We start from the raw sequence: 20,720 nt of genomic DNA on the forward strand, positions 1-20,720 counted from the left end.
TCGTGCCCACCGGGCCGCGTCGCCGGGCCGCGTCGCCGGGCCGGGCTACGCCGCTCGCAGGGCCTGCCCCTGTCCCGGGCGGACGCCCAGGTCGCGCAGGACCGCCTGCGCGGCCCGGCGGCCGGAGAACAGCGCCCCCTGGACCGTGCTGGTGTCGCGGTGGTCGCCGCAGACGTAGAGGCCCGACAGCAGCCGAACGGGGCGGCGCACGTCGTGCGGGGCCGGCATGGCCGGGACCGCGTCCGGGTCGTGATGGGCCGCCAGGAGCCGCCACCCCGAGGCCGAGGTGCCGTAGACGCGGGCCAGCTGGGCCCGGGCCGCCCGGTCGAGCTCCGCCGTGGGCAGGCCCGCCGCCGCGCCCAGGACCGTCGAGGTGATAAGGGCCTCGCCGGCCGGCGCGCGGTCCGGGTCCACCTCGCTGGCCACCGTGGTGTGGGCCACCGGGCCCCGGCGGGTGCCGGTGAGGATCAGCGAGGCGTCGCGCAGCGGCGGCTCGTCCGCGGCGTGGTGCAGGACCGTCACGGGGTGGAAGCCCGGCAGGCGCAGTCCCGGGATCAGCTCCGCCGCCGAGCGGGCGCCCGTCGCGACGACGACCGAGCGGCAGGTGATCTCGCCGTGCTCCGCCGTGTCCACCGCCGTGGTGCCCACCGCCTTGGCGTGGACGCCCGTGCGGACCGTCTCCGGGGGCAGCTGTGCCGCGAGCAGGTCCGGGATCACGCCCGCCCCGCCCGCCGGGAGGCAGAGGCGGCCGCGCGCGTAGCCGCGCAGGACCAGGTCGGCACAGCGGCTGGACGTGGTGAGGTCCGGGTCCGAGAGCAGCGACGCCAGCAGGGGGCGCAGGAAGCCCTCCACCGTACGGGCCGGCAGGCCCCGGGTGGCGAGGGTCGTGGAGGTGGGGCGGTCCGGGCGGGCCAGCATGCGGTCGATGGGCAGCGCGGCGAGGCGGGCCAGGGCCGCTCCCAGCCGGGCCTGGTCGAGGCCGGCGCTGCGCGAGGCGCGGGCCGCCGCGAAGGCGCGGGCGGTGGTGAAGGCGCGCTTGGCGCCGCGCAGTTCGCCGGTGCGGTGGTTGCGGCCGTCGGTGTGCACCAGCACGCCGGGGCTGAAGGGGCGCAGCTTGAGCGTCTCGAGGCCCGGGGTGCGGATCAGCTCGGGGAACGAGGTGTTGAGCAGCTGGCCCGTGCGGTCCAGGAGGAAGCCGTCCACCGCGTCGGTGGTCATGCGGCCGCCCGGCCGGGGCCCGGACTCCAGGACGGTCACGGTCACGCCGGAGCCGATCAGGTGCTGGGCCGCCGAGAGGCCTGCCAGGCTTGCCCCCACGACGACGACATCGGCGTGGTGTGCGGTGCGTGCGCTGCTGAGCACGTGCCCTCCCGGGGTCGGTCCGCTCGCTCGGGGGCCTGATGCCCTCAACCGGCGGCGGCGATGCGCGAGTTCGCCTCGACCGTAGAGAGAAATCCGGTCAATAACAGTCGCGCACGGGCCGAGCACGGTCGCACGGCGGTCGCACAAACCCCCGTTCCGGGGTGCGGGCCGAGGGCGTCAGCTCTTCGCCAGCGCCGCTCGTACGGCGCTCTCGATATCCGGGTGGGCGAAGGCGAAGCCGGACTCCAGCAGTCGGCTGGGCACCACACGCTGACTGGCCAGCACTTCCGTGGCCATCTCGCCCAGCGCCAGCCTGAGCGCCGGAGCGGGCGCGGGCAGCAGCGCCGGACGCCTCAGCACGCGCCCCGTCGCCTCGGTCGCCTCGCGGTTGGTGACCGGGTTGGGCGCCGTGAGGTTGAAGGGGCCCGAGAGGTCGGAGGAGCGCAGCAGATGCCGCAGGGCCGCGACGTGGTCGGGGAGGGAGATGAAACTCCAGTACTGCCGGCCGTTTCCCAGCCGGCCCGCCAGCCCCAGCTTCGCGAGAGGGAAGAGGCGGGCCCAGGCGCCGCCGTCGGCGGACACCACCAGGCCGGTGCGCAGCAGCACCGTGCGCACGCCCGCCTCCGTGGCCGCGCCCGTCGCCGCCTCCCACTCCTGGCAGACGTCCGCCAGGAAGCCCCGGCCGGGCGGGGCGTTCTCGTCCACGATCCGCTCGCCGGTGTCGCCGTAGACACCGATGGCGCTGGCGCTGAGCAGTACCCGGGGCGGGGTGTCGAGCGAGGCCACGGCCTCGGCGATCGCCCCGGTGCCGAGCACCCGGCTGTCGCGGATCTCCTTCTTGTACGCCGCCGTCCAGCGGTGGTCGCCGACCCCGGCCCCGGCCAGGTGGACGACCGCCTCGCACCCGGCGAGGCCCGCCGCGTCCACCCGTTGGCGGGCGGGATCCCACTCGACCTCGCCGGGGTGCCGGGGCGGGTGGCGCACCAGGCGTACCACCTCGTCGCCGTCCCGGACGAGGGCGCGCGTCAGCGCCCTGCCGATCAGTCCCGTCGAGCCCGTGACCGCTACGCGCATGATGTCCCGTCCGAAGTTCCGTCCGATGCCCCGTCAGGACGAGAAGCGGGCCCAGAGCCGGGGGAAACGCTCGGCCAGCACCGCCTCGTTCTCGAGGTCGAACGGTGTGCCGAGCGGTTCGGAGGGCTGCGGGGGCAGGCCGAGGTCGGGGGTCTCCACGCCCGTCAGCTGCTCGTACGCCTCGTCGGCAGCGTAGCCCAGGTCCTCGCCGTCCCCGTCCACGTCCTCGTCGAAGTCCTCCAGCAGGTCCGCGAGCGCGTCCGGTTCGTGCACGGCGCCCTCGAACACCTCCCGGCCCTGCCCGATGAGCCAGCAGCGGAAGTAGTCGAAGACGTCGTCGCTCGCTCCGTCGAGGAGCACGGCCGCGGCCCCCCACAGGTCCCAGAGATAGGCACGGTTGTAGCGCGCCTCGAAGTGCCGCGCGAAGTCCAGCACGGCGTCCGGGTCGAGCTGCGTCAGCTTCTCGACCAGCAGGTCGGCCTGGTCCTCGGGGTCTCCCTCGGCGGTCTCTCGTGCGCTGTCGATCAGCTCCCAGAACTCCGTCTCGTCCATCATCACGGGACCAGCATCGGTCCTGGAGGGGGGCGACGCACCCGGAGGGCTCCGGATGCGGCCGTGTTGTTACCGGAGGCGGGTGGTGCCCGGTTGCCGGAAAATCAGGACAACAGATGTCTGGTATCGCTGGCAACGTCCTCCTCGTCGTCGAACGCGGTCGTCGAACGCAGGAGAGAGAGGACGGATGGACATGGGTGCACTCGAGGGGAAGGTCGCGCTGGTCGCCGGCGCCACCCGGGGAGCCGGCCGGGCCATGGCCGTGGAGCTGGGCCGCGCCGGGGCCGTGGTCTACGCGACCGGGCGCACCACGCGCGAGCACCGCAGCGAGGTGGGCCGGCCCGAGACCATCGAGGAGACCGCCGAGCTGATCACGGCCGCCGGCGGCACCGGCATCGCCGTCCCCACCGACCACCTGGAGCCGGAGCGGGTGCGCGCTCTCGTCGAGCGCGTCGAGAGGGACCACGGACGCCTCGACGTGCTCGTCAACGACGTGTGGGGCGGCGACCACCTGCTGCAGTTCGACACCAAGGTGTGGGAGGCGGACCTCGCCGCCGGGCTGCGGATGCTGCGCCTGTCCATCGACGCCCACGCCATCACCAGCCACTTCGCCCTGCCGCTGCTCATCCGGCGGCCGGGTGGCCTGGTCGTCGAGATCACCGACGGCACGGAGGAGTTCAACCGCGGCACCTACCGCGACAACCTCTTCTACGACCTGGCCAAAATCGCCCCCACCCGGATGGCCTTCGGGCTGGCGAAGGAGCTCCAGGAGTACGGCGGGACGGCCGTCAGCCTCACGCCCGGCTTCCTGCGGTCCGAGGCGATGCTCGACCACTTCGGGGTGACGGAGGAGACATGGCGGGACGCGGTGGCCGACAGCCCGCACTTCGCCGTCGCCGAGTCGCCCGTCTACATCGGCCGCGCGCTCGCCGCGCTCGCCGCCGACCCGGACCGGGCGCGGTGGAACGGCCGGTCGCTCTCCAGCGGTGAGCTCGCCAGGGTCTACGGGTTCACCGACGCCGACGGCTCCCGGCCGGACGCCATGGGGTACTTCCGGGACGTGGTGTTCGGCGGCAAGGACGCGCCGGTGGAGGACTACCGCTAGGGCGTGTCCGAGGGCGTGTCCGCCCTAGGGCATGCCGCCGGCGGGCCGATAGAGGGCGGCGGCCCGGGTCGCCGCCCGCGCGAAGCGCTCGCGGAGCTCCGGCGGCCCCAGCACCTCGGCCTCCGGGCCCAGCGCCAGCAGCTGCTCGTACGCCACGTCCCGTGATTCCACGGCCAGGGTGACGGCGACGCGGCCCAGCTCGTCCGGGGCGTCGGCGGCCCCCAGGGCCTCGTGGGCCGCCGTGCGGTCGGTGACGTACGGCAGGCGGCGGGCGCCGTCGGGGGACAGCCGCAGCTCCACGCGGTCGCGGAGGATCGAGCGGGCGAACGCGGCGGCGCGCTCCTCCCAGAAGGCCGGCAGGTCGAACGTCTCGGGGCGGTGGAAGCGGGCCTCGCCCACGGTCACCGCCGTGAAGCGGTCCACGCGATAGACCCTCACGTCGCCGTCCGCGCGGGCGGCCAGGTACCAGACGCCCGCCTTGAGGATCAGGCCGTACGGCTCGAGGTCGCGCTCGACCTCGCCGCCCGGCCCGGCGTAGCGGGCCGTCATGCGGCGGTCGTCCCAGACGGCGTCGGCGACGGAGGGCAGCAGGTCGGGCGGGTCGTGGGGCTGCCACCAGCCGGGGGCGTCCAGGTGGAAGCGCTGGGCCGCGCTCGTGGGGGCGTCGCTCAGCTCCGGCAGCAGGGCGGCCGAGACCTTCAGACGGGCGGCGGAGGCGGCGTCGGCCAGGCCCATGTCGCGCAGGGCGGCCGGTACGCCGGAGAGGAAGAGGGCTTCGGCCTCGGTGCGGCCGAGACCCGTCAGGCGGGTGCGGTAGCCGCCGATCAGGCGGTATCCGCCGGCCCGGCCGCGGTCGGCGTAGACGGGCACGCCGGCCTCGGACAGCGCGAGGACGTCCCGGGCGACGGTGCGCTCGGAGACCTCGAGCCGGCGCGCCAGCTCGGTCCCGGTCATGGACGAGCGGGACTGCAGGAGGAGCACCAGTTTGATCAGACGGGCCGCACGCATGACCTCATCATGCCGGGGCCCGCCCGTCGGTTCGGGGCACGACGACAGGAGCCCGTGCGCAGCCAGGGCACGGATGACGCATGGGGTCCTGTCGTCACCCCTTCGGACCGTTCCGCGACACAGGACAGGGCGCGCGGCGACGGCTCCGGCGGAGACGATACGCCTTTGATCGATGATCGATCAATCCCTCGCGGGAATCGGATGCGGACCGGGCCGGATTTCCGGCGTGGACCGGACCGGCTTTCGGCGGCTTTCGGCGCCTTTCGAGGGGTACGGCCGGGGTTCCGGCGCGGATCAGATGCGGGGCGCGCAGCTCAGGACGTGCCGCTTGAGGAGCTCGCCGATGGCCGGGTCGCGGCGCCGGAAGGCCCGTACGATCTCCGCGTGGTCCTCGGCGTGGGCGCGCGGCTCCGGGCTCAGCCAGCGGATCGACAGCGTCGTCCAGACCTCGATGCCCAGCGACTCCCAGGTGTGCAGCAGCACGGAGTTCCCCGCGGCGCGCACGATCTCGCGGTGGAAGGCCACCGTGTGGCGCGCCTGCGCCTCGCTGTCGCCCGCGCGGTCGGCGACCTCCAGGGCCGCCACCTCCCGCTCCAGCGCCGAGACGTCCTCGGCCAGGGCGCCCGCGGCCAGCTCGGCGGCCACCTGCTCCAGGCCCGCCCGGACCGGGTAGCTCTCCTTGAGGTCGGCGGCGGTCAGGTCGCGGACCCGCACGCCCTTGTTGGGCACGGACTCGATCAGCCGCAGCGACTCCAGCTCGCGCAGCGCCTCGCGCACCGGGGTCTGGCTCACCAGCAGCTCGGCGGCGATCCGCCGCTCCACGATCCGCTCGCCCGGCTGCCAGCGCCCGCTGACGATCCCCTCGAGGATGTGCTCGCGGATCTGCTCGCGCAGCGAATGGACGACGGGCGGGGTCATTTCTCTCCTTGGTCGGATCTGCCGGGTACGTCATTATGTCGGCACACGTAAGGGCGCGGCCCCGGCCCGTACGGAGTACGGAGCCGGGGCCGCGCCCTTCAGCGCTTACCGTCGGAACGCTCGGGTCAGAGACCGATCTCGGTCTCGAACTCGGCGGCCTCGAGGATCTGCTTGACCGTGGTCAGGTAGCGGGCCGCGTCGGCACCGTCCACCAGGCGGTGGTCGTAGGAGAGCGCCAGGTACGTCATGTCGCGGATCGCGATGGTCTCGCCGAGCTCCGGGTGGTTGATGACCACCGGGCGCTTGACGGTCGCACCGATACCCAGGATGCCGACCTGGTTCGGGGGCACGATGACCGTGTCGAACAGCGCACCGCGCGAGCCGGTGTTGCTGATCGTGAAGGTCGCGCCGGCCAGGTCGTCCGGGCTGATCTTGCTGGAACGGACCTTGCCGGCCAGCTCAGCGGTCTTGCGCGCGATGCCCGCGATGTTGAGGTCACCCGCACCCTTGATGACCGGGGTCATCAGGCCCTTCTCCGAGTCGACGGCGATGCCGACGTTCTCGGAGTCGAAGTAGGTGATGGTGTTCTCGTCCTCGTTGATCCGGGCGTTGATGACCGGGTGGGCCTTCAGCGCCTGGACGGCGGCCTTGACGAAGAACGGCATCGGGGAGAGCTTGACGCCCTCACGGGCCGCGAACGCGTCCTTGGCCTTGTTGCGCATCCGCATGATCTTGGTGATGTCCACCTCGACCACGGAGGTCAGCTGCGCCTGGCCGTGCAGCGCCTTCATCATGTTGTCGGCGATGACCTTGCGCATGCGCGGCATCTTGACCGTCTGACCGCGCAGCGGCGACGCCTCGAGGGCCGGGGCCTTCGGGGCGGCGGCGGCCGGGGCGGCAGCGGCGACCGGAGCCGGCGCGGCCTTGGCGGCCTCGGCTGCGGCGATGACGTCCTGCTTGCGGATGCGACCGCCGACGCCGGTGCCGGCGACGGTGGTCAGGTCGACGCCGGCCTCGGCGGCGAGCTTGCGCACCAGGGGCGTGACGTAGGCGCCGTCCGTCGCCGGAGCGGCGGCGGCCGGAGCCTTCGGCGCGGCCGGAGCGACCGGCGCGGGGGCCGGGGCGACCGGGGCCGGGGCGGCGACGGGCGCGGCCGGGGCGGCGGGGGCCGGGGCGGCCGGAGCCGGAGCCGGCGCGGCCGGGGCCGGAGCGGCGACCGGAGCCGGGGCGGCGGCGGGGGCCGGGGCGGCCGGGGCAGCGGCGGCGGCCGGAGCGGCGACGCCTCCGGCAACAGCAGAACCGATCACGGCGAGCTTGGCGCCGACCTCGGCGGTCTCGTCCTCGCCGACCAGGATCTCCAGCAGGGTGCCGGAGACGGGGGCCGGGATCTCGGTGTCGACCTTGTCGGTGGAGACCTCGAGCAGCGGCTCGTCGGCCTCGACCGTCTCGCCGACCTCCTTGAGCCAGCGGGTGACGGTGCCCTCGGTGACCGACTCGCCCAGCGCGGGCAGGACGACGTCGGTGCCCTGGGCGCCACCGGCGGCCGGAGCGGCGGGGGCCTCGGCGACGGGCGCCGGGGCGGCCGGGGCCTCGGCCACGGGGGCCGGGGCGGGCTCGGCGACCGGGGCCGGGGCCTCGGCGGCGGCCGGAGCGGCGGCCTCGGCGGGGGCGCCGGTGCCGTCGTCGATGATGGCCAGCTCGGCGCCGACCTCGACCGTCTCGTCCTCGGCCACCTTGATGGAGGCGAGGATGCCGGCCGCGGGGGCCGGGATCTCGGTGTCGACCTTGTCGGTGGAGACCTCGAGCAGCGGCTCGTCGGCCTCCACGCGCTCACCCTCGGCCTTGAGCCAACGGGTGACAGTGCCCTCGGTCACGCTCTCGCCGAGCGCCGGCAGGGTTACGGAAACCGCCATGATTGCGGTTGCTCCTTACGATTAGTGCGGATGGTCGTGCGCTCGGGACTCAGTCGTGCGAGTGCAGCGGCTTACCGGCCAGGGCCAGGTGCGCCTCGCCCATGGCCTCGTTCTGCGTCGGGTGCGCGTGGATGAGCTGCGCGACCTCGGCGGGCAGCGCCTCCCAGTTGTAGATCAGCTGGGCTTCGCCCACCTGCTCGCCCATGCGGTCGCCGACCATGTGTACGCCGACGACGGCACCGTCCCGCACCTGGACGAGCTTGATCTCGCCCGCGGTCTTGAGGATCTTGCTCTTGCCGTTGCCCGCGAGGTTGTACTTCAGGGTGACGACCTTGTCGGCGCCGTACAGCTCCTTGGCCTTCGCCTCGGTGATACCGACCGAGGCGACCTCGGGGTGGCAGTACGTGACGCGCGGCACGCCGTCGTAGTCGACCGGCACGGGCTTGAGCCCGGCCAGACGCTCCGCTACCAGGATGCCCTCGGCGAAGCCGACGTGCGCGAGCTGGAGGGTCGGGACGAGGTCACCGACGGCCGAGATGGTCGGCACGTTGGTCTGCATGTACTCGTCGACGAGGACGTAGCCGCGGTCCATCGCGACGCCGGCCTCCTCGTAGCCCAGGCCCTGGGAGACCGGGCCGCGGCCGACGGCGACGAGCAGCAGCTCGGCCTCGAAGGTCTTGCCGTTCTCCAGCGAGACCTTCACTCCGTCGGCGGTGTACTCCACGCCGGAGAAGCGGGAGCCGAGGGAGAAGTTGATGCCGCGCTTGCGGAAGGCGCGCTCCAGCAGCTTGGAGCTGTTCTCGTCCTCGACCGGGACGAGGTGGGGAAGCGCCTCGACGATGGTGACCTCGGCGCCGAAGGACTTCCACGCGGAGGCGAACTCGACGCCGATGACGCCGCCGCCCAGCACGATCGCGGACTTCGGCACGCGGTCCAGGACCAGCGCGTGGTCCGAGGAGATGACGCGGTCGCCGTCGATGGTCAGGCCCGGCAGCGACTTCGGCGTGGAGCCGGTGGCCAGCAGGACGTGACGGCCGTTGATGCGCTGCCCGTCGACGTCGACGGACGTGGGGGAGGACAGGCGGCCCTCACCGGTGATGTAGGTGACCTTGCGGGAGGCGACCAGACCCTGCAGACCCTTGTACAGGCCCGAGATCACGTCGTCCTTGTACTTGTGGACGCCCGCGATGTCGATGCCCTCCAGGGAGGCCTTGACACCGAACTGCTCGGCCTCACGGGCCTGGTCGGCGATCTCGCCGGCGTGCAGCAGAGCCTTGGTGGGGATGCAGCCGCGGTGCAGGCAGGTGCCGCCCAGCTTGTCCTTCTCGATCAGGGCGACCTCGAGACCCAGCTGCGCTCCACGCAGGGCAGCGGCGTAACCACCACTACCGCCTCCGAGGATCACTAGGTCGAAAACGGTGCTGGCGTCGTTCGCCACGTCACGTCCTCCATGCATGGGTACGCCGGGCCGGTCGTCGGTGACCGGGCGGCGGCTGTTGTTCGGCCGCGTTTCTTCGGCCCTGTGATTACGGGGGCCCTGTCCTGCCGAGACAACATCTTCGCACTTGTTGACGGACGGCGGGACGCCGGGCCGGGCTGTGGGACGACTGATGCGTCACCTTCAGGGGGTTACTCGCGCGTACGAACGTGCCGGTTCATGCGGGTTTCGTCCGTAGCGAACACGCCACCGTACCGGCCGCGGCCCCGGGCGTCGCCCGGGGCCGCGGAGCCGGCACGAGACCCGTGACTCAGCCCAGGTCGCCGTCGGCGGTGCGCTCCGCCAGCCGGACCAGGGTGCGCACCGAGGAGCCGGTGCCGCCCTTGGGGGTGTAGCCGAAGGGGGCCTTCTCGTGGAAGGCGGGGCCCGCGATGTCCAGGTGCGCCCAGGCGATGCCCTCGCCCACGAACTCCCGCAGGAAGACACCGGCCACCAGGCCGCCGCCCATGCGCTCGCCGATGTTGGCCATGTCGGCCACCGGGGAGTCCATGGACTTGCGCAGCTCGACGGGGAGCGGCATCGGCCACGCCTGCTCGCCGACCTCCTCGGCGATCTCGTACAGCGAGGTGCGGAACGCGTCGTCGTTGGCCATGACGCCGAAGGTGCGGTCGCCGAGCGCGACGACCATGGCACCCGTGAGGGTGGCGACGTCCACGATCGCGTCCGGGTTCTCCTCCGAGGCGCGGGTCAGCGCGTCGGCCAGCACCAGGCGGCCCTCGGCGTCGGTGTTCAGCACCTCGACCGTCGTGCCGCCGTACAGCCGCAGCACGTCGCCCGGACGGGTGGCGTTGCCGGAGGGCATGTTCTCCGCGAGGGCCAGCCAGCCGGTGACGTTGACCTTCACGCCGAGCCGGGCGACGGCGAGGACCGCGCCGAGGACGGCGGCGGCGCCGGCCATGTCGCACTTCATGGTCTCGTTGTGGCCGGCCGGCTTCAGGGAGATGCCGCCCGAGTCGTAGGTGATGCCCTTGCCGACCAGCGCGAGGGTCTTCTCCGCCTTGGGGTGGGTGTAGGCGACGCGCACCAGGCGCGGCGGGTTGACCGAGCCCTGGCCGACGCCGATCAGACCGCCGAAGCCGCCCTTGAGCAGCGCCTTCTCGTCCAGCACCTCGACCTTGAGGCCGAACTCCTTGCCCGCGGCCTGGGCCTGGGCGGCGAACGACTTCGGGTTGAGGTCGTTGGGGGACATGTTGACCAGGTCGCGCGCGCGGTTGACCTCGGCGGCCACGGCGGTGGCGCGCTCGACGGCGGCCTTGAACGCCTTGTCGCGCGGCTTGCCGCCCAGGATCGCGGCCTCGGCCAGCGGGGCGTTCTTCGCGGGCTTCTCGTCCTTGCCGCCGCGGTAGGCGGTGAAGGAGTACGCACCCAGGACGGCGCCCTCGCCGATCGCGGCGGCGGACTCGGCGTCCTCGACGGGCAGGGCGAACGCGGCCTTCTTCGAGCCGGCCAGCGCACGGGCCGCCACACCGGCGGCGCGGCGCAGCGTCTCCTCGTCGAAGGCGTCGCCCTCGGCGGGCAGGTCACCGAGGCCGACCGCCAGCACCACCGGGGCCTTGAAGCCGGAGGGGGCGGGCAGCTTGGTGACCTCCCCCTCGCCGCCGGAGCCGCCGAGGGTCTCCACGACGGCGGCCAGCCGGCCGTCGAAGGCCTGGTCAACGGCTTCGGCACCGGGCGCGACGACGAGGCCCTTCGGGCCCTTCGCCACACCGATGACGACGGCGTCCGCGCGCAGCGTCGCCGCACTGGAAGTGCTGAGAGTCAGAGCAGTCACGGTGGTGGGTGTCCCTACTTCCGTCGAGTTCTCGGCCGTGGATGGTGGTCCGGCCACACCTTGCGCATCGTATGCGCCGTGCTGGGGCCGCCAGGGCCCGGGCCATCCGGCACGCGAGAGCGTATCGGGGTGGGAGCGGTCAGCCCAGTGCCAGGACGACCAGCGCGCAGGTCGCCGCGGTCTCCGCCAGGGCGCCGAACACATCGCCGGTCACGCCGCCGAACCGGCGCCGGCAGCGCCGCAGCAGCGCCTCGGCGCAGGCCAGGGCGAGGAGAACGGCGGCCGCCCCCTGCGCCGCCCGGAAGGGGCCGCCCGCCGTGCAGGCACAGGCCCCCGCGGCCGCGGCGGCGGTCGCCACGGCCACGGCCCACGCGGCCGGTACGGGCACCACGCCCGCCACCGCCGCGCCCAGCCCCTCGGGCCGCGCGGCGGGCACCCCCGCGCGGGCGGCCAGGGTCAGGGCGCAGCGGGCGGCGAGGGCGGCGACGACCGCCGCGACCGCGCCGCGTGTCCAACTGGCCGCGTACAACTGCGCGAGGACGGCGACCTGCGCAAGCAGGGTGAGCAGCAGGGTGACGACGCCGAAGGGGCCGATGTCGGAGCGCTTCATCACGCGCAGCGCGTCCTCGGCCGGCTTGCCGCTGCCCAGCCCGTCGGCCACGTCCGCGAGCCCGTCCAGGTGCAGCCCCCGGGTGAGCACGGCGCCCACCGCGACGGCGGCCACGGCGGCGAGCGGGGGCCCGGCCCCGAGCAGCAGGAGCAGCGCTCCGGCGGCGGCCGCGCAGCCGCCCACCACCAGCCCGGCCAGGGGCGCCGCCAGCATCCCGCCGCGGGCGGCCGGGCGGTCCCAGCGGGTGAGGGCGACGGGCAGCACGGTGAGGGTGCCGAACGCGAAGCGCAGGGCGTCGCCGAGGCCGGCCCGGGCGGTGGTCGTGTCGGTCATCGCGGGCAGGGTATCCCGGCGCCCACGGCAGTACGTTTGCCGGGAGGGCGCGGCACGGGAGCGGGAGTTGCGATGGGTCACTGGCTGGCACGCAACATCGTCGATCCGGGCAAGCTGCCGCTGCTGCTGGCGCTGGCCGCGTTCGTGCTGACGTTCCTGGTGACCCGGGTCATCACCCGGCTGATCCGGGCCGGCAGGGGCCCCTTCCGCAACATCCGGCCGGGCGGGATGCACGTCCACCACGTGGTGCCGGGCGTGGTGCTGATGGTGGTCGGCGGCTTCGGGGCGGTGGCCGAGGGCCGGCACGGCTTCGGCGCGTCGGTGGCCGCCGTGCTGTTCGGCATGGGCGCCGGGCTGGTGCTGGACGAGTTCGCGCTCGTACTGCACCTGGACGACGTCTACTGGACCGAGCAGGGCCGCAAGAGCGTGGAGATCGTGGTCCTGACCGCCGCGCTGGTGGGGCTGGTGCTCTGCGGCTTCGCGCCGTTCGGGGTCAACGAACTGACGCCGGACGAGCTGCAGAACCGCACCATCGTGGTGACCAACACCCTCGTCAACTTCCTGCTGGCGCTGTTCGCCCTGGCCAAGGGCAAGCCGCGGCTCGCACTGATCGGCGCCGTGGTGCCGCTGGTGGCCATCGTGGCCGCGGTGCGGCTGGCCCGGCCGGGATCACCGTGGGCGCGGCGCTTCTACCGGCGTCGGCCCCGCGCCCGGCGCCGGGCACGGCTGCGCGCGTACCGGCACGACGCGCGCTGGTCGGCGGTGCGGCGCAGGATTCACGATCTGGTGGCGGGCGCGCCGGACCGCTGACCCGGCTGCCGGTGGGCGTCGCGGCGGGGCTTGCGGCGCCGCCGGAGCTCGTCCAGGCCGCACAGCACGAGCATCGCGGCGACGGCGGCGACGTGCTCCTTGCCCGCCAGGTTGGGCTTGAGGAGCACCTCCACGGCCATGGCCAGCACCACCAGGGAGCAGGTGAACCAGGCGCGGTAGCGCCAGGAGACGTACATCGCCAGGCCCACGACGGCCGCCGACGGCCCGGTGTCGATGACCTTCGCGGCCTCGGCCGGCAGCCCGAAGGGCGAGTCCGGGCCGATGGCCACGGCCAGCCGCGCGTACATCGTCCCCGCGAGGGTGGCGACGTACGCGACGGTCAGCGTGCGCCAACGGCCCACCGCGCACTCGGCGATGCCGAGGACGAGCAGGACCTGGGCCAGCGCCCCCCACACCGGTAGGTCGAGCGCGGGCACGAACAGCGACAGCGGCGTGCGCAGCAGCGCGAGCCACCAGGGGAGCTGGGCCTGTACGGAGCCCAGCCGCTGGACGGGGCCGAAGCCCCAGGGCTGGTTCTGGACGATCTGGAAGACGGCCGTGAGGGCCACGGCCGAGAGCGTCATGGGGACGGCCCTCAGCCGCTTTCGGGTGAGGGTCCCCCACACGGCCGTGTACAGGGGACCCCATTCGGTGCGCGCGGCGCGGAGCAGCGCCGCGCGCTTCATCGCCGGCTCTCCAGGTGCTTGCGGTTGAGCCACTTGGGCAGGCCGGGGGCCTCCAGGAAGCCCTCGGCGCGGGCGCTGGCGATGCCGATGCGGAGCAGGTCACTGCTCTTCTCGAACAGCATGAAACGAGGCTCCCAGATGGGGCGGTACTTCGCATTTGCTCGGTAGAGCGATTCGATCTGCCACCAGCGGGAGAAGAAGCTCAGCAGCGAGCGCCACATCCGCAGCACCGGGCCCGCGCCGAGCCGGGAGCCGCGCTCGAAGACGGAGCGGAACATCGCGAAGTTCAGCGAGACCTGAGTGATGCCCAGGGATCTCGCCCGCTGGAGCAGTTCGATGACCATGAACTCCATCAGGCCGTTCTCGGAGTCCCGGTCACGGCGCATCAGGTCCAGCGACAGGCCCTTGGGGCCCCACGGCACGAAGCTCAGCAGGGCGCGCAGCTCGCCGTCGCCGTCATGGCACTCCAGCATCATGCAGCGGCCGTCGTCCGGGTCGCCCAGCCGGCCCAGCGCCATGGAGAAGCCGCGCTCGGTCGCGCCGTCGCGCCAGTCGTCGGCGCGGCGCAGCAGCTCGGCCATCTCCTCGTCGGGGATGTCCTCGTGCCGCCGGACGGTGACGGTGTACCCGGCGCGCTTGACCCGGTTGTAGGCCTGGCGCACGGTCCGCATGGCCCGGCCCTCGAGGGTGAACTCGGCGGTGTCCACGATCGCCTCGTCGCCCAGCTCCAGGGCGTCCAGGCCGTGCCGGGCGTAGATCGTGCCGCCCTCCTCGCTCGCGCCCATCACGGCCGGGATCCAGCCGTGCTCGCGCGCCTCGGTCAGCCACGGCTCGATGGCCCCGGGCCAGGCCTCGGGGTCGCCGATGGGGTCGCCGGAGGCCAGCGAGACGCCGCCGACGACGCGGTAGGTGACCCCCGCCTTGCCGGAGGGGGACCAGATGACGCTCTTCTCGCGGCGCAGGGCGAAGTAGCCGAGCGAGTCGCGGTCGCCCCACCGCTCGAGCAGGCCGCGCAGCCGCGACTCGTCCTCGGCGGTGATGGCGTCGGTGGCGCGGCGGGAGCGGAAGGCCGCGAAGAGCACCAGGATCAGCAGCGCCGTGCTCATCACGTTGATGACGACGTTGACCCAGCCGGGGGGAGCGATGCCGGCGTAGCGCTGGTCGTCGGCGGCGATCGTGATCAGCCGCATGACGCCGTAGTGCCAGCGGTCCAGGAAGGTCGAGCGCTGCTCGTCGGTGGACTCGTTGGTGACGGTGACCAGGGCCGCGGCGAGCAGCGAGGTGACGAGCAGGCCGACCGCGGCGACGGCGGTGGCGAGCTTGGGGTTGGAGCGGTCGCCCTTGGCGTAGAACTCGCGGCGGCCCACCAGCAGGGAGAGCACGAACAGCGCGGTGGCCACCAGCGAGAACCAGTTCAGGCCGTGCCGGCGGAACTCCGGGAAGGCCATCACGAACACCAGGAGCAGCAGGAGCAGCCCGGAGAGCACCAGGTTGAGGATCCACGCGGCCCGCTTGCGCCGGCGCATGGTGATCGCCAGGAGCAGCGACACCACCGCCGGGGCGAAGCCGGCCGACAGCAGGTAGGGAGTGAAGAACTCGTCGACGTTGTGCCGCCGGACGTCGGCGCCGAAGGACACCCAGACCGCGCCGAGCAGATTGACGAACGTAACGGCGCGTAGGTACCACACGGCGAACGACGCGGCGCGCCGCTGCCAGGGGCCGCCGCGGGCGCCCTCATCCGGAGTCAAGCGGACATCTCCCATGAAAAGTGGCCATAGGGGGCTCTTGCTCGACGGGATCCGGGCGCTCGCGACCCCGCCGGCACGGCCGGCGTCGTCAGGAGCGCTCGGGGAGCTCCGCCGCCAGGGCCGCGGCCGCCTGCACCAACGGCAGAGCCAGCAGCGCCCCTGTCCCCTCGCCCACTGTGACGCCGTGGTCCAGCAAAGGGTTGAGCGCCATCCGGTCGAGCGCCTTCGCCTGCGCCGGGTCGCCGCTCGCCTGCCCGGCCAGCCACCAGTCCGGCGCCCGGAACGCCACCCGCTGGGCCACCAGCGCGCACGCCGCGGTCACCACGCCGTCCAGGATCACCGGGGTGCGGCGCACCGCGCTCTGCAGCAGGAAGCCGGTCATCGCCGCGAGGTCCGCGCCGCCGGCCGCGGCCAGCAGCTCCAGCTGGTCGCCCAGCACCGGGCGGGCCCGGCGCAGCCCGTCGCGGATCGCGGCGCACTTGCGCATCCACGCCAGGTCGTCGATGCCGAAGCCGCCGCGCCCGGTGACCACCGACGCGTCCGTCCCGCACAGCGCGGCCACCAGGATCCCGGCCGCCGTGGTGCCGCCCACGCTCAGGTCGCCCAGGACCACCAGGTCGGTGCCGGAGTCGGCCTCCTCGTCCGCCACGGCCATCCCGGCCCGGAACGCCCGCTCCGCCTCCTCGACGGTCAGCGCGTCCTCGATGTCGACGCGGCCCGAGCCGCGCCGCACCCGGTGCCGGGTGACGTCCTCGGGCAGGTCGGCCGCGTCGCAGTCGACGGACATGTCCACCACGCGCAGCTCCGCCCCGAACCGCCGGGCCAGCACGGCCGCCGGGCTCACCCCGTCGAGCACGGCCCGCACCAGCTCGTGCGCCCCGCCGGCCGGGCCGCCGGAGACGCCGAGCTTGGCGACGCCGTGGTCGCCCGCGAAGAGCAGCACCCTGGGCCGCTCCACCGGCTTCACGGGCAGCGCGCCCTGCGCGGCGGCGAGCCACTCGCCGAGCTCGTCCAGCCGTCCCAGCGCGCCGGCCGACGGGACGAGCCGCTCACGGCGTTCCTCGGCGTCCCGCCGGACGCCGGCGTCGGGGCGCTCGATCAGCGTGGCGAAGTCATCAAGATTCAGACTGCTCATCCGCCACACACTACCCGTGGGGGGCCTGGGCAACCGGGGTTGCCGGGGGTTCGGGCGGGGCGGCGCGCCGCGCGCCCTAGCCGCGCAGGGTCAGCGCCTGCCCGGCCACCACCAGCACCATGTGTTCGCACTCGTCGCCCACGGCGGCGTTCAGCCGGCCCAGCTCGTCGCGGAAGCGGCGGCCCGACGCCGACGCCGGGACGACGCCCGAGCCGACCTCGTTGCTCACCACGACCACCGTGCGGCCGGTGGCGCGTATCGCGGCCACCAGCTCCCCGACCCGCCCGGCCAGCTCGGCCGCCCCGCCGCCGGCCCACCGGGCGTCGTCCCACGCGCCGACCGAGTCCATCGCGTCGGTCAGCCACAGCGCCAGGCAGTCGATCAGCAGCGGCGGGCCCTGCTCCGCCAGCAGCGGCACCAGGTCGCAGGTCTCGGCCGTGCGCCAGGAGCCCGGCCGCCGGTCGCGATGGCGGGCCACCCGCTCCGCCCAGTCCGCGTCGCCGTCGCGGGTGCCGCCGGTGGCGACGTAGAGCACCTCGGGGAACGACTCCAGCCGCCGCTCGGCCTCCACCGACTTGCCCGAGCGGGCCCCGCCCACCACCAGCGTCCGCCGGGGCACGTCCGGTACGGCGTGGTAGTCGCCGACGGACAGCGTCGTGCCGTCCGGCACCGCGCGGGCCCCCGCCGCCGTCAGCCGCCGGTGCAGCTCGGGCCCCGGCGGGACGTCGTGGTCCAGGTGCACCGCGATCACGTTCGTGGTCGCCCCGACCGCGCCCGTCTCCCGCAGCCGGGCCAGCGCGTCGGGCCGCCCGACGACGTCGAGCAGCACCATGTCGTACGGGCCGACGTGCCCGTGCAGCCCGGCCGGGCCCCCGCCGGGGGCCAGGTACAGCAGCCGCTGCCCGTCCGGCGACGTCACCTCGTACCCCGTGCCCGGCGCGTCCAGCGCCATGGCCCGCACCCGGTGGCCGCTGATCACCGACAGCTCGCGGCCGTCGGGCACCCGGCCCGGCGCGGGCAGCCCGGCCGGGAACTCCACGGCGGGGCCGTCGTTCGGGTGCGAGAGCAGCACCTGGCGCACGCCCGCGATGGAGTGCCCGGCACGGGCGGCGGCGAACGCCGGGCCCGGGGTGAGGTCCAGCAACAGCGCGTCGTCCACGAGCAGCGAGGTCGCCGCCCGCGCCGCGTCGCCGACGGCGACGGCACAGGCGGCGCAGGGGCAGCCGGGGCGCGGCAGCCCGTCGGGGGCTCCGGTGCCGAGGAGAGTCAGTTCCACCCCCTGATCGTCTCGCGTCCCCGCGCGGCGGGCGCGCGGGGCTCACCCTTTCTCGTTCCCGACGGTTCGTTAGGCTGCGGGACGGACACTCACTTCAGCCCCCAGGAGGCGGACATGGTGTGGACGTGGCGGTTCGAGAAGAGCGACGGGAGCGAGACGCCCCCGGCGCTGGAGCCGGAGGAGTTCACGACGCAGGGTGACGCGGAGTCCTGGATCGGGGAGAACTGGAAGGACCTGCTGGAGGGCGGTGTGGACCAGGTGCGCCTCTTCGAGGACGACACGGAGATCTACGCGGGCCCGATGAGCCTGCACGCCGCCGCGGAGTGACCGACGCGCGAAGACCGCCGGCCGGACCCCTCTTTCCCGGGGTCCGGCCGGCGGTCTTCGCACGTTCTTCCGTTCCTACGAGCCGCCGCGCACTCCGCACAGGTGCAGCAGGGCCGCCACCGCGCGGTACGGGTCGGTGCGCCCGGCCCGGTCCTCGGCGGCCAGCAGGCGCTCCAGCTCGGCGCCGACGGGCGGCGCCTGGTCGTCGGCCGCCAGGTCGGTGAAGACGCGCACGCCGTACCAGGCCTGCAGCGGGGCCCCGATTCCGGCGAGCGTCGCGGTCAGCGCCTCCAGCCGGTCCGCGCGGGCCTCGACGCCGATGCGGTTGGTGTAGGCGGGGGAGTCGAAGGCCGCCAGCGCGGTGTCCCAGTCGCCCGACAGGCCCGGCCGCATGGCCAGGGCGTCGGCGTTGCGCACCACCAGCGAGAGCACCCCGCCCGGGGCGAGCACCCGGGCCAGGCCCGCGAGCAGCGGATCCGGCTCGGCCACGTACATCAGGACGCCGTGGCACAGCACGACGTCGAAGGTGCCGGGCAGGAAGTGCGCGCCGGTGTCGCGGCCGTCGCCCTCCACGATGCGCACGCGCTCCTGGATGCCGGCCGGCTCGGCGGACAGCGCGAGGCGCAGCGCCTCGACCATCCGCGGATCCGGCTCCAGGCCCGTCACCTCGTGCCCGGCCCGGGCCAGGCGCAGTGCCTGGGTGCCCTGGCCGGGGCCGACGTCGAGGACGCGCAGCCGCCGGCCGACCGGGAAACGGGCGGCTATCTGTTCGTCCGTCTGGCGGGCGACCAGCTCCTGGCGAACAATGTTCCGCAGCCCCCCGAGCCCCTCGAGCCACCCCCACGCGCCACCGCCGAAGCCGGGCGCGAAGGCGCTCAGGGCTTCGCCCCGCGCTTGACCTTCGGCTTGGGCAGGCGCAGGCGGCGCATCTGCAGCGTGCGCATCAGGGCGTACGGGACGGCACCGCGGGTGTTCTCGTCCGGGAAGCGCTGCTTGAGGGCGCGCTTGAAGGTGAGGGCGGTGACCACCGAGTTGATGACGATCAGCACGATCACCACGAGCCACGCCAGCAGCACATAGCTCTGGAAGGCACCGCGGTTGATCATGCTCAGGATGAGGATCAGCACGGCCAGCGGCAGGAAGAACTCCGCCACCGAGTACCGCGCGTCCACGAAGTCACGGGCGAAGGACCGCACCGGGCCCTTGTCGCGGGCGGGGAGATACCGCTCGTCCCCGCTCGCCAGCGCCTCGCGCTGCTTGGCCAGGTCCACGCGGCGCGCCTCGCGCTGCCGCTTGGCGGCCTCCTTGCGGTTGGCGGGCGTGCTCGCCAGGGAGCGGCGCCCGGCGGAGGCCTCACTCCGCTTGGGGGTGGGTCGGCCCTTGGGGGCCTGCGGATCACGGGGCTTCTTGGGCTGGTCCGCGGTCACCTCGGGGGTCGCGGCCTGCGCTTTCGAACGGCTTCGGAACACAGAACCCAAGGGTACGGGGTCCGGGCGTCCCGTTCGGGCACGATCCGGCAACGGAGTGCGGCGGCCGTCGGCGCCGCCCCGCCCCCTACTCCTCGCGCCGGAGGGCGGGGGGTGCTGATCGTCCTGCAGGAGGAGCGCATCCACGGCCGAACAGTGCGGTAATGGAAGCGGGGCCCGTACTGTGGGTTCTGAAGGATGTGCTGGAGCCTAAGCCCGATCAGTTCGGTCAGAAGGGGGCGCGCGAGGCCCATGAGCGGTGTCATGAAGCGGATGGGAATGATCTTCCGCGCAAAGGCCAACAAGGCCCTGGACCGGGCCGAGGATCCCCGCGAGACCCTCGACTACTCGTACCAGAAGCAGCTCGAGCTCCTGCAGAAGGTGCGCCGTGGCGTCGCCGATGTCGCGACCTCCCGCAAGCGCCTGGAACTCCAGCTCAACCAGCTGCAGAGCCAGTCCTCCAAGCTCGAGGAGCAGGGCCGCAAGGCGCTCGCGCTGGGCCGGGAGGACCTGGCGCGCGAGGCGCTGACCCGCCGGGCCGCCCTGCAGCAGCAGGTCAGCGACCTCGAGACGCAGCACCAGACCCTCCAGGGCGAGGAGGAGAAGCTCACGCTCGCCTCCCAGCGCCTGCAGGCCAAGGTCGACGCCTTCCGGACGAAGAAGGAGACCATCAAGGCCACCTACACCGCCGCCCAGGCCCAGACCCGCATCGGCGAGGCCTTCTCCGGCATCTCCGAGGAGATGGGCGACGTCGGCATGGCCATCCAGCGCGCCGAGGACAAGACGGCCCAGCTGCAGGCCCGCGCCGGCGCCATCGACGAGCTCCTCGCCTCGGGCGCGCTCGACGACCCGACCGGCATGGCCAAGGACGACCTCACCGCCGAGCTGGACCGCATCTCCGGCGGCTCCGACGTGGAGCTGGAGCTCCAGCGGATGAAGGCCGAGCTGGCGGGCGGCAGCGGAGGCCGGCAGCAGGCGATCGAGGGCGGCTCCGCGGGCCAGGCGCAGCAGAACCACCCCCAGGACCAGCCGCGCTTCGACAAGAGCTGACCCACGGGACCACGGGCAGGCACGGGCCGGGCGGCTACGAGCCGACCCGGGCGGGAGCTGGCAGACTCGGCTCGCAGG

At 73.9% G+C, this 20,720-nt stretch carries 19 protein-coding genes; 4 read left to right on the forward strand and 15 right to left on the reverse strand.

What is annotated here, in order from left to right:
• Positions 1 to 45: 45 nt before the first annotated feature.
• From AB4K12_RS08445 to AB4K12_RS08455, 3 genes are all read right to left on the reverse strand, one after another.
• The gene (locus AB4K12_RS08445; RefSeq protein ID WP_368433596.1) at positions 46 to 1,362 is read right to left on the reverse strand and encodes an NAD(P)/FAD-dependent oxidoreductase; all 1,317 of its coding nucleotides are present in this window, start codon (positions 1,360 to 1,362) and stop codon (positions 46 to 48) included.
• A 177-nt stretch (positions 1,363 to 1,539) separates the two neighbouring features.
• A complete protein-coding gene (locus AB4K12_RS08450) occupies positions 1,540 to 2,436 on the reverse strand; it encodes a TIGR01777 family oxidoreductase (protein WP_368433597.1) in 897 nt (298 codons plus the stop codon).
• A gap of 33 nt (positions 2,437 to 2,469) precedes the next feature.
• A complete protein-coding gene (locus tag AB4K12_RS08455; RefSeq protein WP_179199113.1) occupies positions 2,470 to 2,988 on the reverse strand; it encodes a DUF4240 domain-containing protein in 519 nt (172 codons plus the stop codon).
• Positions 2,989 to 3,175: 187 nt separating this feature from the next.
• Between AB4K12_RS08455 and AB4K12_RS08460 the strand changes: the two genes are divergently transcribed.
• Positions 3,176 to 4,093 carry an SDR family oxidoreductase gene (locus AB4K12_RS08460; protein WP_368433598.1) on the forward strand — a complete coding sequence of 306 codons (918 nt, stop codon included), beginning with the start codon at positions 3,176 to 3,178 and terminating at the stop codon, positions 4,091 to 4,093.
• 24 nt (positions 4,094 to 4,117) lie between these two features.
• Here the strand turns inward: AB4K12_RS08460 and AB4K12_RS08465 are convergent, their stop codons facing one another.
• From AB4K12_RS08465 to AB4K12_RS08490, 6 genes are all read right to left on the reverse strand, one after another.
• Positions 4,118 to 5,101, reverse strand: a complete 984-nt coding sequence (locus AB4K12_RS08465; protein ID WP_368433599.1) for a helix-turn-helix transcriptional regulator — start codon at positions 5,099 to 5,101, stop codon at positions 4,118 to 4,120.
• A 294-nt stretch (positions 5,102 to 5,395) separates the two neighbouring features.
• On the reverse strand, positions 5,396 to 6,019 hold the full coding sequence (locus AB4K12_RS08470; RefSeq protein WP_086574708.1) for a GntR family transcriptional regulator: 624 nt from the start codon (positions 6,017 to 6,019) through the stop codon (positions 5,396 to 5,398).
• Positions 6,020 to 6,144: 125 nt separating this feature from the next.
• On the reverse strand, positions 6,145 to 7,932 hold the full coding sequence (sucB, locus tag AB4K12_RS08475; RefSeq protein WP_368433600.1) for a 2-oxoglutarate dehydrogenase, E2 component, dihydrolipoamide succinyltransferase: 1,788 nt from the start codon (positions 7,930 to 7,932) through the stop codon (positions 6,145 to 6,147).
• Between the two features lie 49 nt (positions 7,933 to 7,981).
• Positions 7,982 to 9,370 (reverse strand): dihydrolipoyl dehydrogenase, encoded by a 1,389-nt coding sequence (gene lpdA / locus AB4K12_RS08480; protein ID WP_368433601.1) that lies wholly within the window; start codon positions 9,368 to 9,370, stop codon positions 7,982 to 7,984.
• 310 nt (positions 9,371 to 9,680) lie between these two features.
• Positions 9,681 to 11,201 (reverse strand): leucyl aminopeptidase, encoded by a 1,521-nt coding sequence (locus AB4K12_RS08485; protein ID WP_368433602.1) that lies wholly within the window; start codon positions 11,199 to 11,201, stop codon positions 9,681 to 9,683.
• 139 nt (positions 11,202 to 11,340) lie between these two features.
• A complete protein-coding gene (locus AB4K12_RS08490) occupies positions 11,341 to 12,144 on the reverse strand; it encodes an adenosylcobinamide-GDP ribazoletransferase (protein ID WP_368433603.1) in 804 nt (267 codons plus the stop codon).
• Between the two features lie 72 nt (positions 12,145 to 12,216).
• Here AB4K12_RS08490 and AB4K12_RS08495 point away from each other — a divergent pair, with 72 nt between their 5' ends.
• Positions 12,217 to 12,954 (forward strand): hypothetical protein, encoded by a 738-nt coding sequence (locus AB4K12_RS08495; RefSeq protein ID WP_368433604.1) that lies wholly within the window; start codon positions 12,217 to 12,219, stop codon positions 12,952 to 12,954.
• On the opposite strand, the gene AB4K12_RS08500 is transcribed toward AB4K12_RS08495, so the two are convergent.
• The 4 genes from AB4K12_RS08500 to AB4K12_RS08515 form a co-directional block, all read right to left on the reverse strand.
• On the reverse strand, positions 12,921 to 13,640 hold the full coding sequence (locus tag AB4K12_RS08500) for a hypothetical protein (RefSeq protein ID WP_362259130.1): 720 nt from the start codon (positions 13,638 to 13,640) through the stop codon (positions 12,921 to 12,923). The genes AB4K12_RS08495 and AB4K12_RS08500 overlap by 34 nt on opposite strands.
• Complete coding sequence (locus AB4K12_RS08505) at positions 13,637 to 15,403, reverse strand: phosphatidylglycerol lysyltransferase domain-containing protein (RefSeq protein WP_368433605.1); 1,767 nt, start codon at positions 15,401 to 15,403, stop codon at positions 13,637 to 13,639. The genes AB4K12_RS08500 and AB4K12_RS08505 overlap by 4 nt, the downstream gene beginning before the upstream one ends.
• Positions 15,404 to 15,476: 73 nt before the next feature.
• On the reverse strand, positions 15,477 to 16,523 hold the full coding sequence (gene cobT / locus AB4K12_RS08510) for a nicotinate-nucleotide--dimethylbenzimidazole phosphoribosyltransferase (RefSeq protein ID WP_368433606.1): 1,047 nt from the start codon (positions 16,521 to 16,523) through the stop codon (positions 15,477 to 15,479).
• Positions 16,524 to 16,599: 76 nt separating this feature from the next.
• On the reverse strand, positions 16,600 to 17,799 hold the full coding sequence (locus AB4K12_RS08515; protein ID WP_368433607.1) for a bifunctional adenosylcobinamide kinase/adenosylcobinamide-phosphate guanylyltransferase: 1,200 nt from the start codon (positions 17,797 to 17,799) through the stop codon (positions 16,600 to 16,602).
• Positions 17,800 to 17,913: 114 nt separating this feature from the next.
• Between AB4K12_RS08515 and AB4K12_RS08520 the strand changes: the two genes are divergently transcribed.
• Positions 17,914 to 18,126: a hypothetical protein gene (locus AB4K12_RS08520; protein WP_368433608.1), complete on the forward strand. Its 213-nt coding sequence runs from the start codon at positions 17,914 to 17,916 to the stop codon at positions 18,124 to 18,126.
• Positions 18,127 to 18,201: 75 nt separating this feature from the next.
• On the opposite strand, the gene AB4K12_RS08525 is transcribed toward AB4K12_RS08520, so the two are convergent.
• Positions 18,202 to 18,942 carry a methyltransferase domain-containing protein gene (locus AB4K12_RS08525; protein WP_307843135.1) on the reverse strand — a complete coding sequence of 247 codons (741 nt, stop codon included), beginning with the start codon at positions 18,940 to 18,942 and terminating at the stop codon, positions 18,202 to 18,204.
• A gap of 59 nt (positions 18,943 to 19,001) precedes the next feature.
• On the reverse strand, positions 19,002 to 19,553 hold the full coding sequence (locus tag AB4K12_RS08530; protein ID WP_368433853.1) for a DUF3043 domain-containing protein: 552 nt from the start codon (positions 19,551 to 19,553) through the stop codon (positions 19,002 to 19,004).
• A gap of 291 nt (positions 19,554 to 19,844) precedes the next feature.
• Between AB4K12_RS08530 and AB4K12_RS08535 the strand changes: the two genes are divergently transcribed.
• Entirely contained in the window at positions 19,845 to 20,642 is a 798-nt protein-coding gene (locus AB4K12_RS08535) for a PspA/IM30 family protein (RefSeq protein ID WP_362259114.1), read from the forward strand.
• Positions 20,643 to 20,720 lie beyond the last annotated feature (78 nt).

This window comes from Streptomyces sp. C36, from assembly GCF_040932295.1.
Classification (GTDB): domain Bacteria; phylum Actinomycetota; class Actinomycetes; order Streptomycetales; family Streptomycetaceae; genus Streptomyces; species Streptomyces triculaminicus.

What these genes read in the sequence shown, in the direction of transcription:
- AB4K12_RS08450 (WP_368433597.1), bottom strand. Translation starts at nt 2,436, where the DNA reads ATGCGCGTAGCGGTCACGGGCTCGACGGGACTGATCGGCAGGGCGCTG.
- AB4K12_RS08455 (WP_179199113.1), bottom strand. Translation starts at nt 2,988, where the DNA reads ATGGACGAGACGGAGTTCTGGGAGCTGATCGACAGCGCACGAGAGACC.
- AB4K12_RS08460 (WP_368433598.1), top strand. Translation starts at nt 3,176, where the DNA reads ATGGACATGGGTGCACTCGAGGGGAAGGTCGCGCTGGTCGCCGGCGCC.
- AB4K12_RS08465 (WP_368433599.1), bottom strand. Translation starts at nt 5,101, where the DNA reads ATGCGTGCGGCCCGTCTGATCAAACTGGTGCTCCTCCTGCAGTCCCGC.
- AB4K12_RS08470 (WP_086574708.1), bottom strand. Translation starts at nt 6,019, where the DNA reads ATGACCCCGCCCGTCGTCCATTCGCTGCGCGAGCAGATCCGCGAGCAC.
- sucB (WP_368433600.1), bottom strand. Translation starts at nt 7,932, where the DNA reads ATGGCGGTTTCCGTAACCCTGCCGGCGCTCGGCGAGAGCGTGACCGAG.
- AB4K12_RS08490 (WP_368433603.1), bottom strand. Translation starts at nt 12,144, where the DNA reads ATGACCGACACGACCACCGCCCGGGCCGGCCTCGGCGACGCCCTGCGC.
- AB4K12_RS08495 (WP_368433604.1), top strand. Translation starts at nt 12,217, where the DNA reads ATGGGTCACTGGCTGGCACGCAACATCGTCGATCCGGGCAAGCTGCCG.
- AB4K12_RS08500 (WP_362259130.1), bottom strand. Translation starts at nt 13,640, where the DNA reads ATGAAGCGCGCGGCGCTGCTCCGCGCCGCGCGCACCGAATGGGGTCCC.
- AB4K12_RS08505 (WP_368433605.1), bottom strand. Translation starts at nt 15,403, where the DNA reads ATGGGAGATGTCCGCTTGACTCCGGATGAGGGCGCCCGCGGCGGCCCC.
- cobT (WP_368433606.1), bottom strand. Translation starts at nt 16,523, where the DNA reads ATGAGCAGTCTGAATCTTGATGACTTCGCCACGCTGATCGAGCGCCCC.
- AB4K12_RS08520 (WP_368433608.1), top strand. Translation starts at nt 17,914, where the DNA reads ATGGTGTGGACGTGGCGGTTCGAGAAGAGCGACGGGAGCGAGACGCCC.
- AB4K12_RS08535 (WP_362259114.1), top strand. Translation starts at nt 19,845, where the DNA reads ATGAGCGGTGTCATGAAGCGGATGGGAATGATCTTCCGCGCAAAGGCC.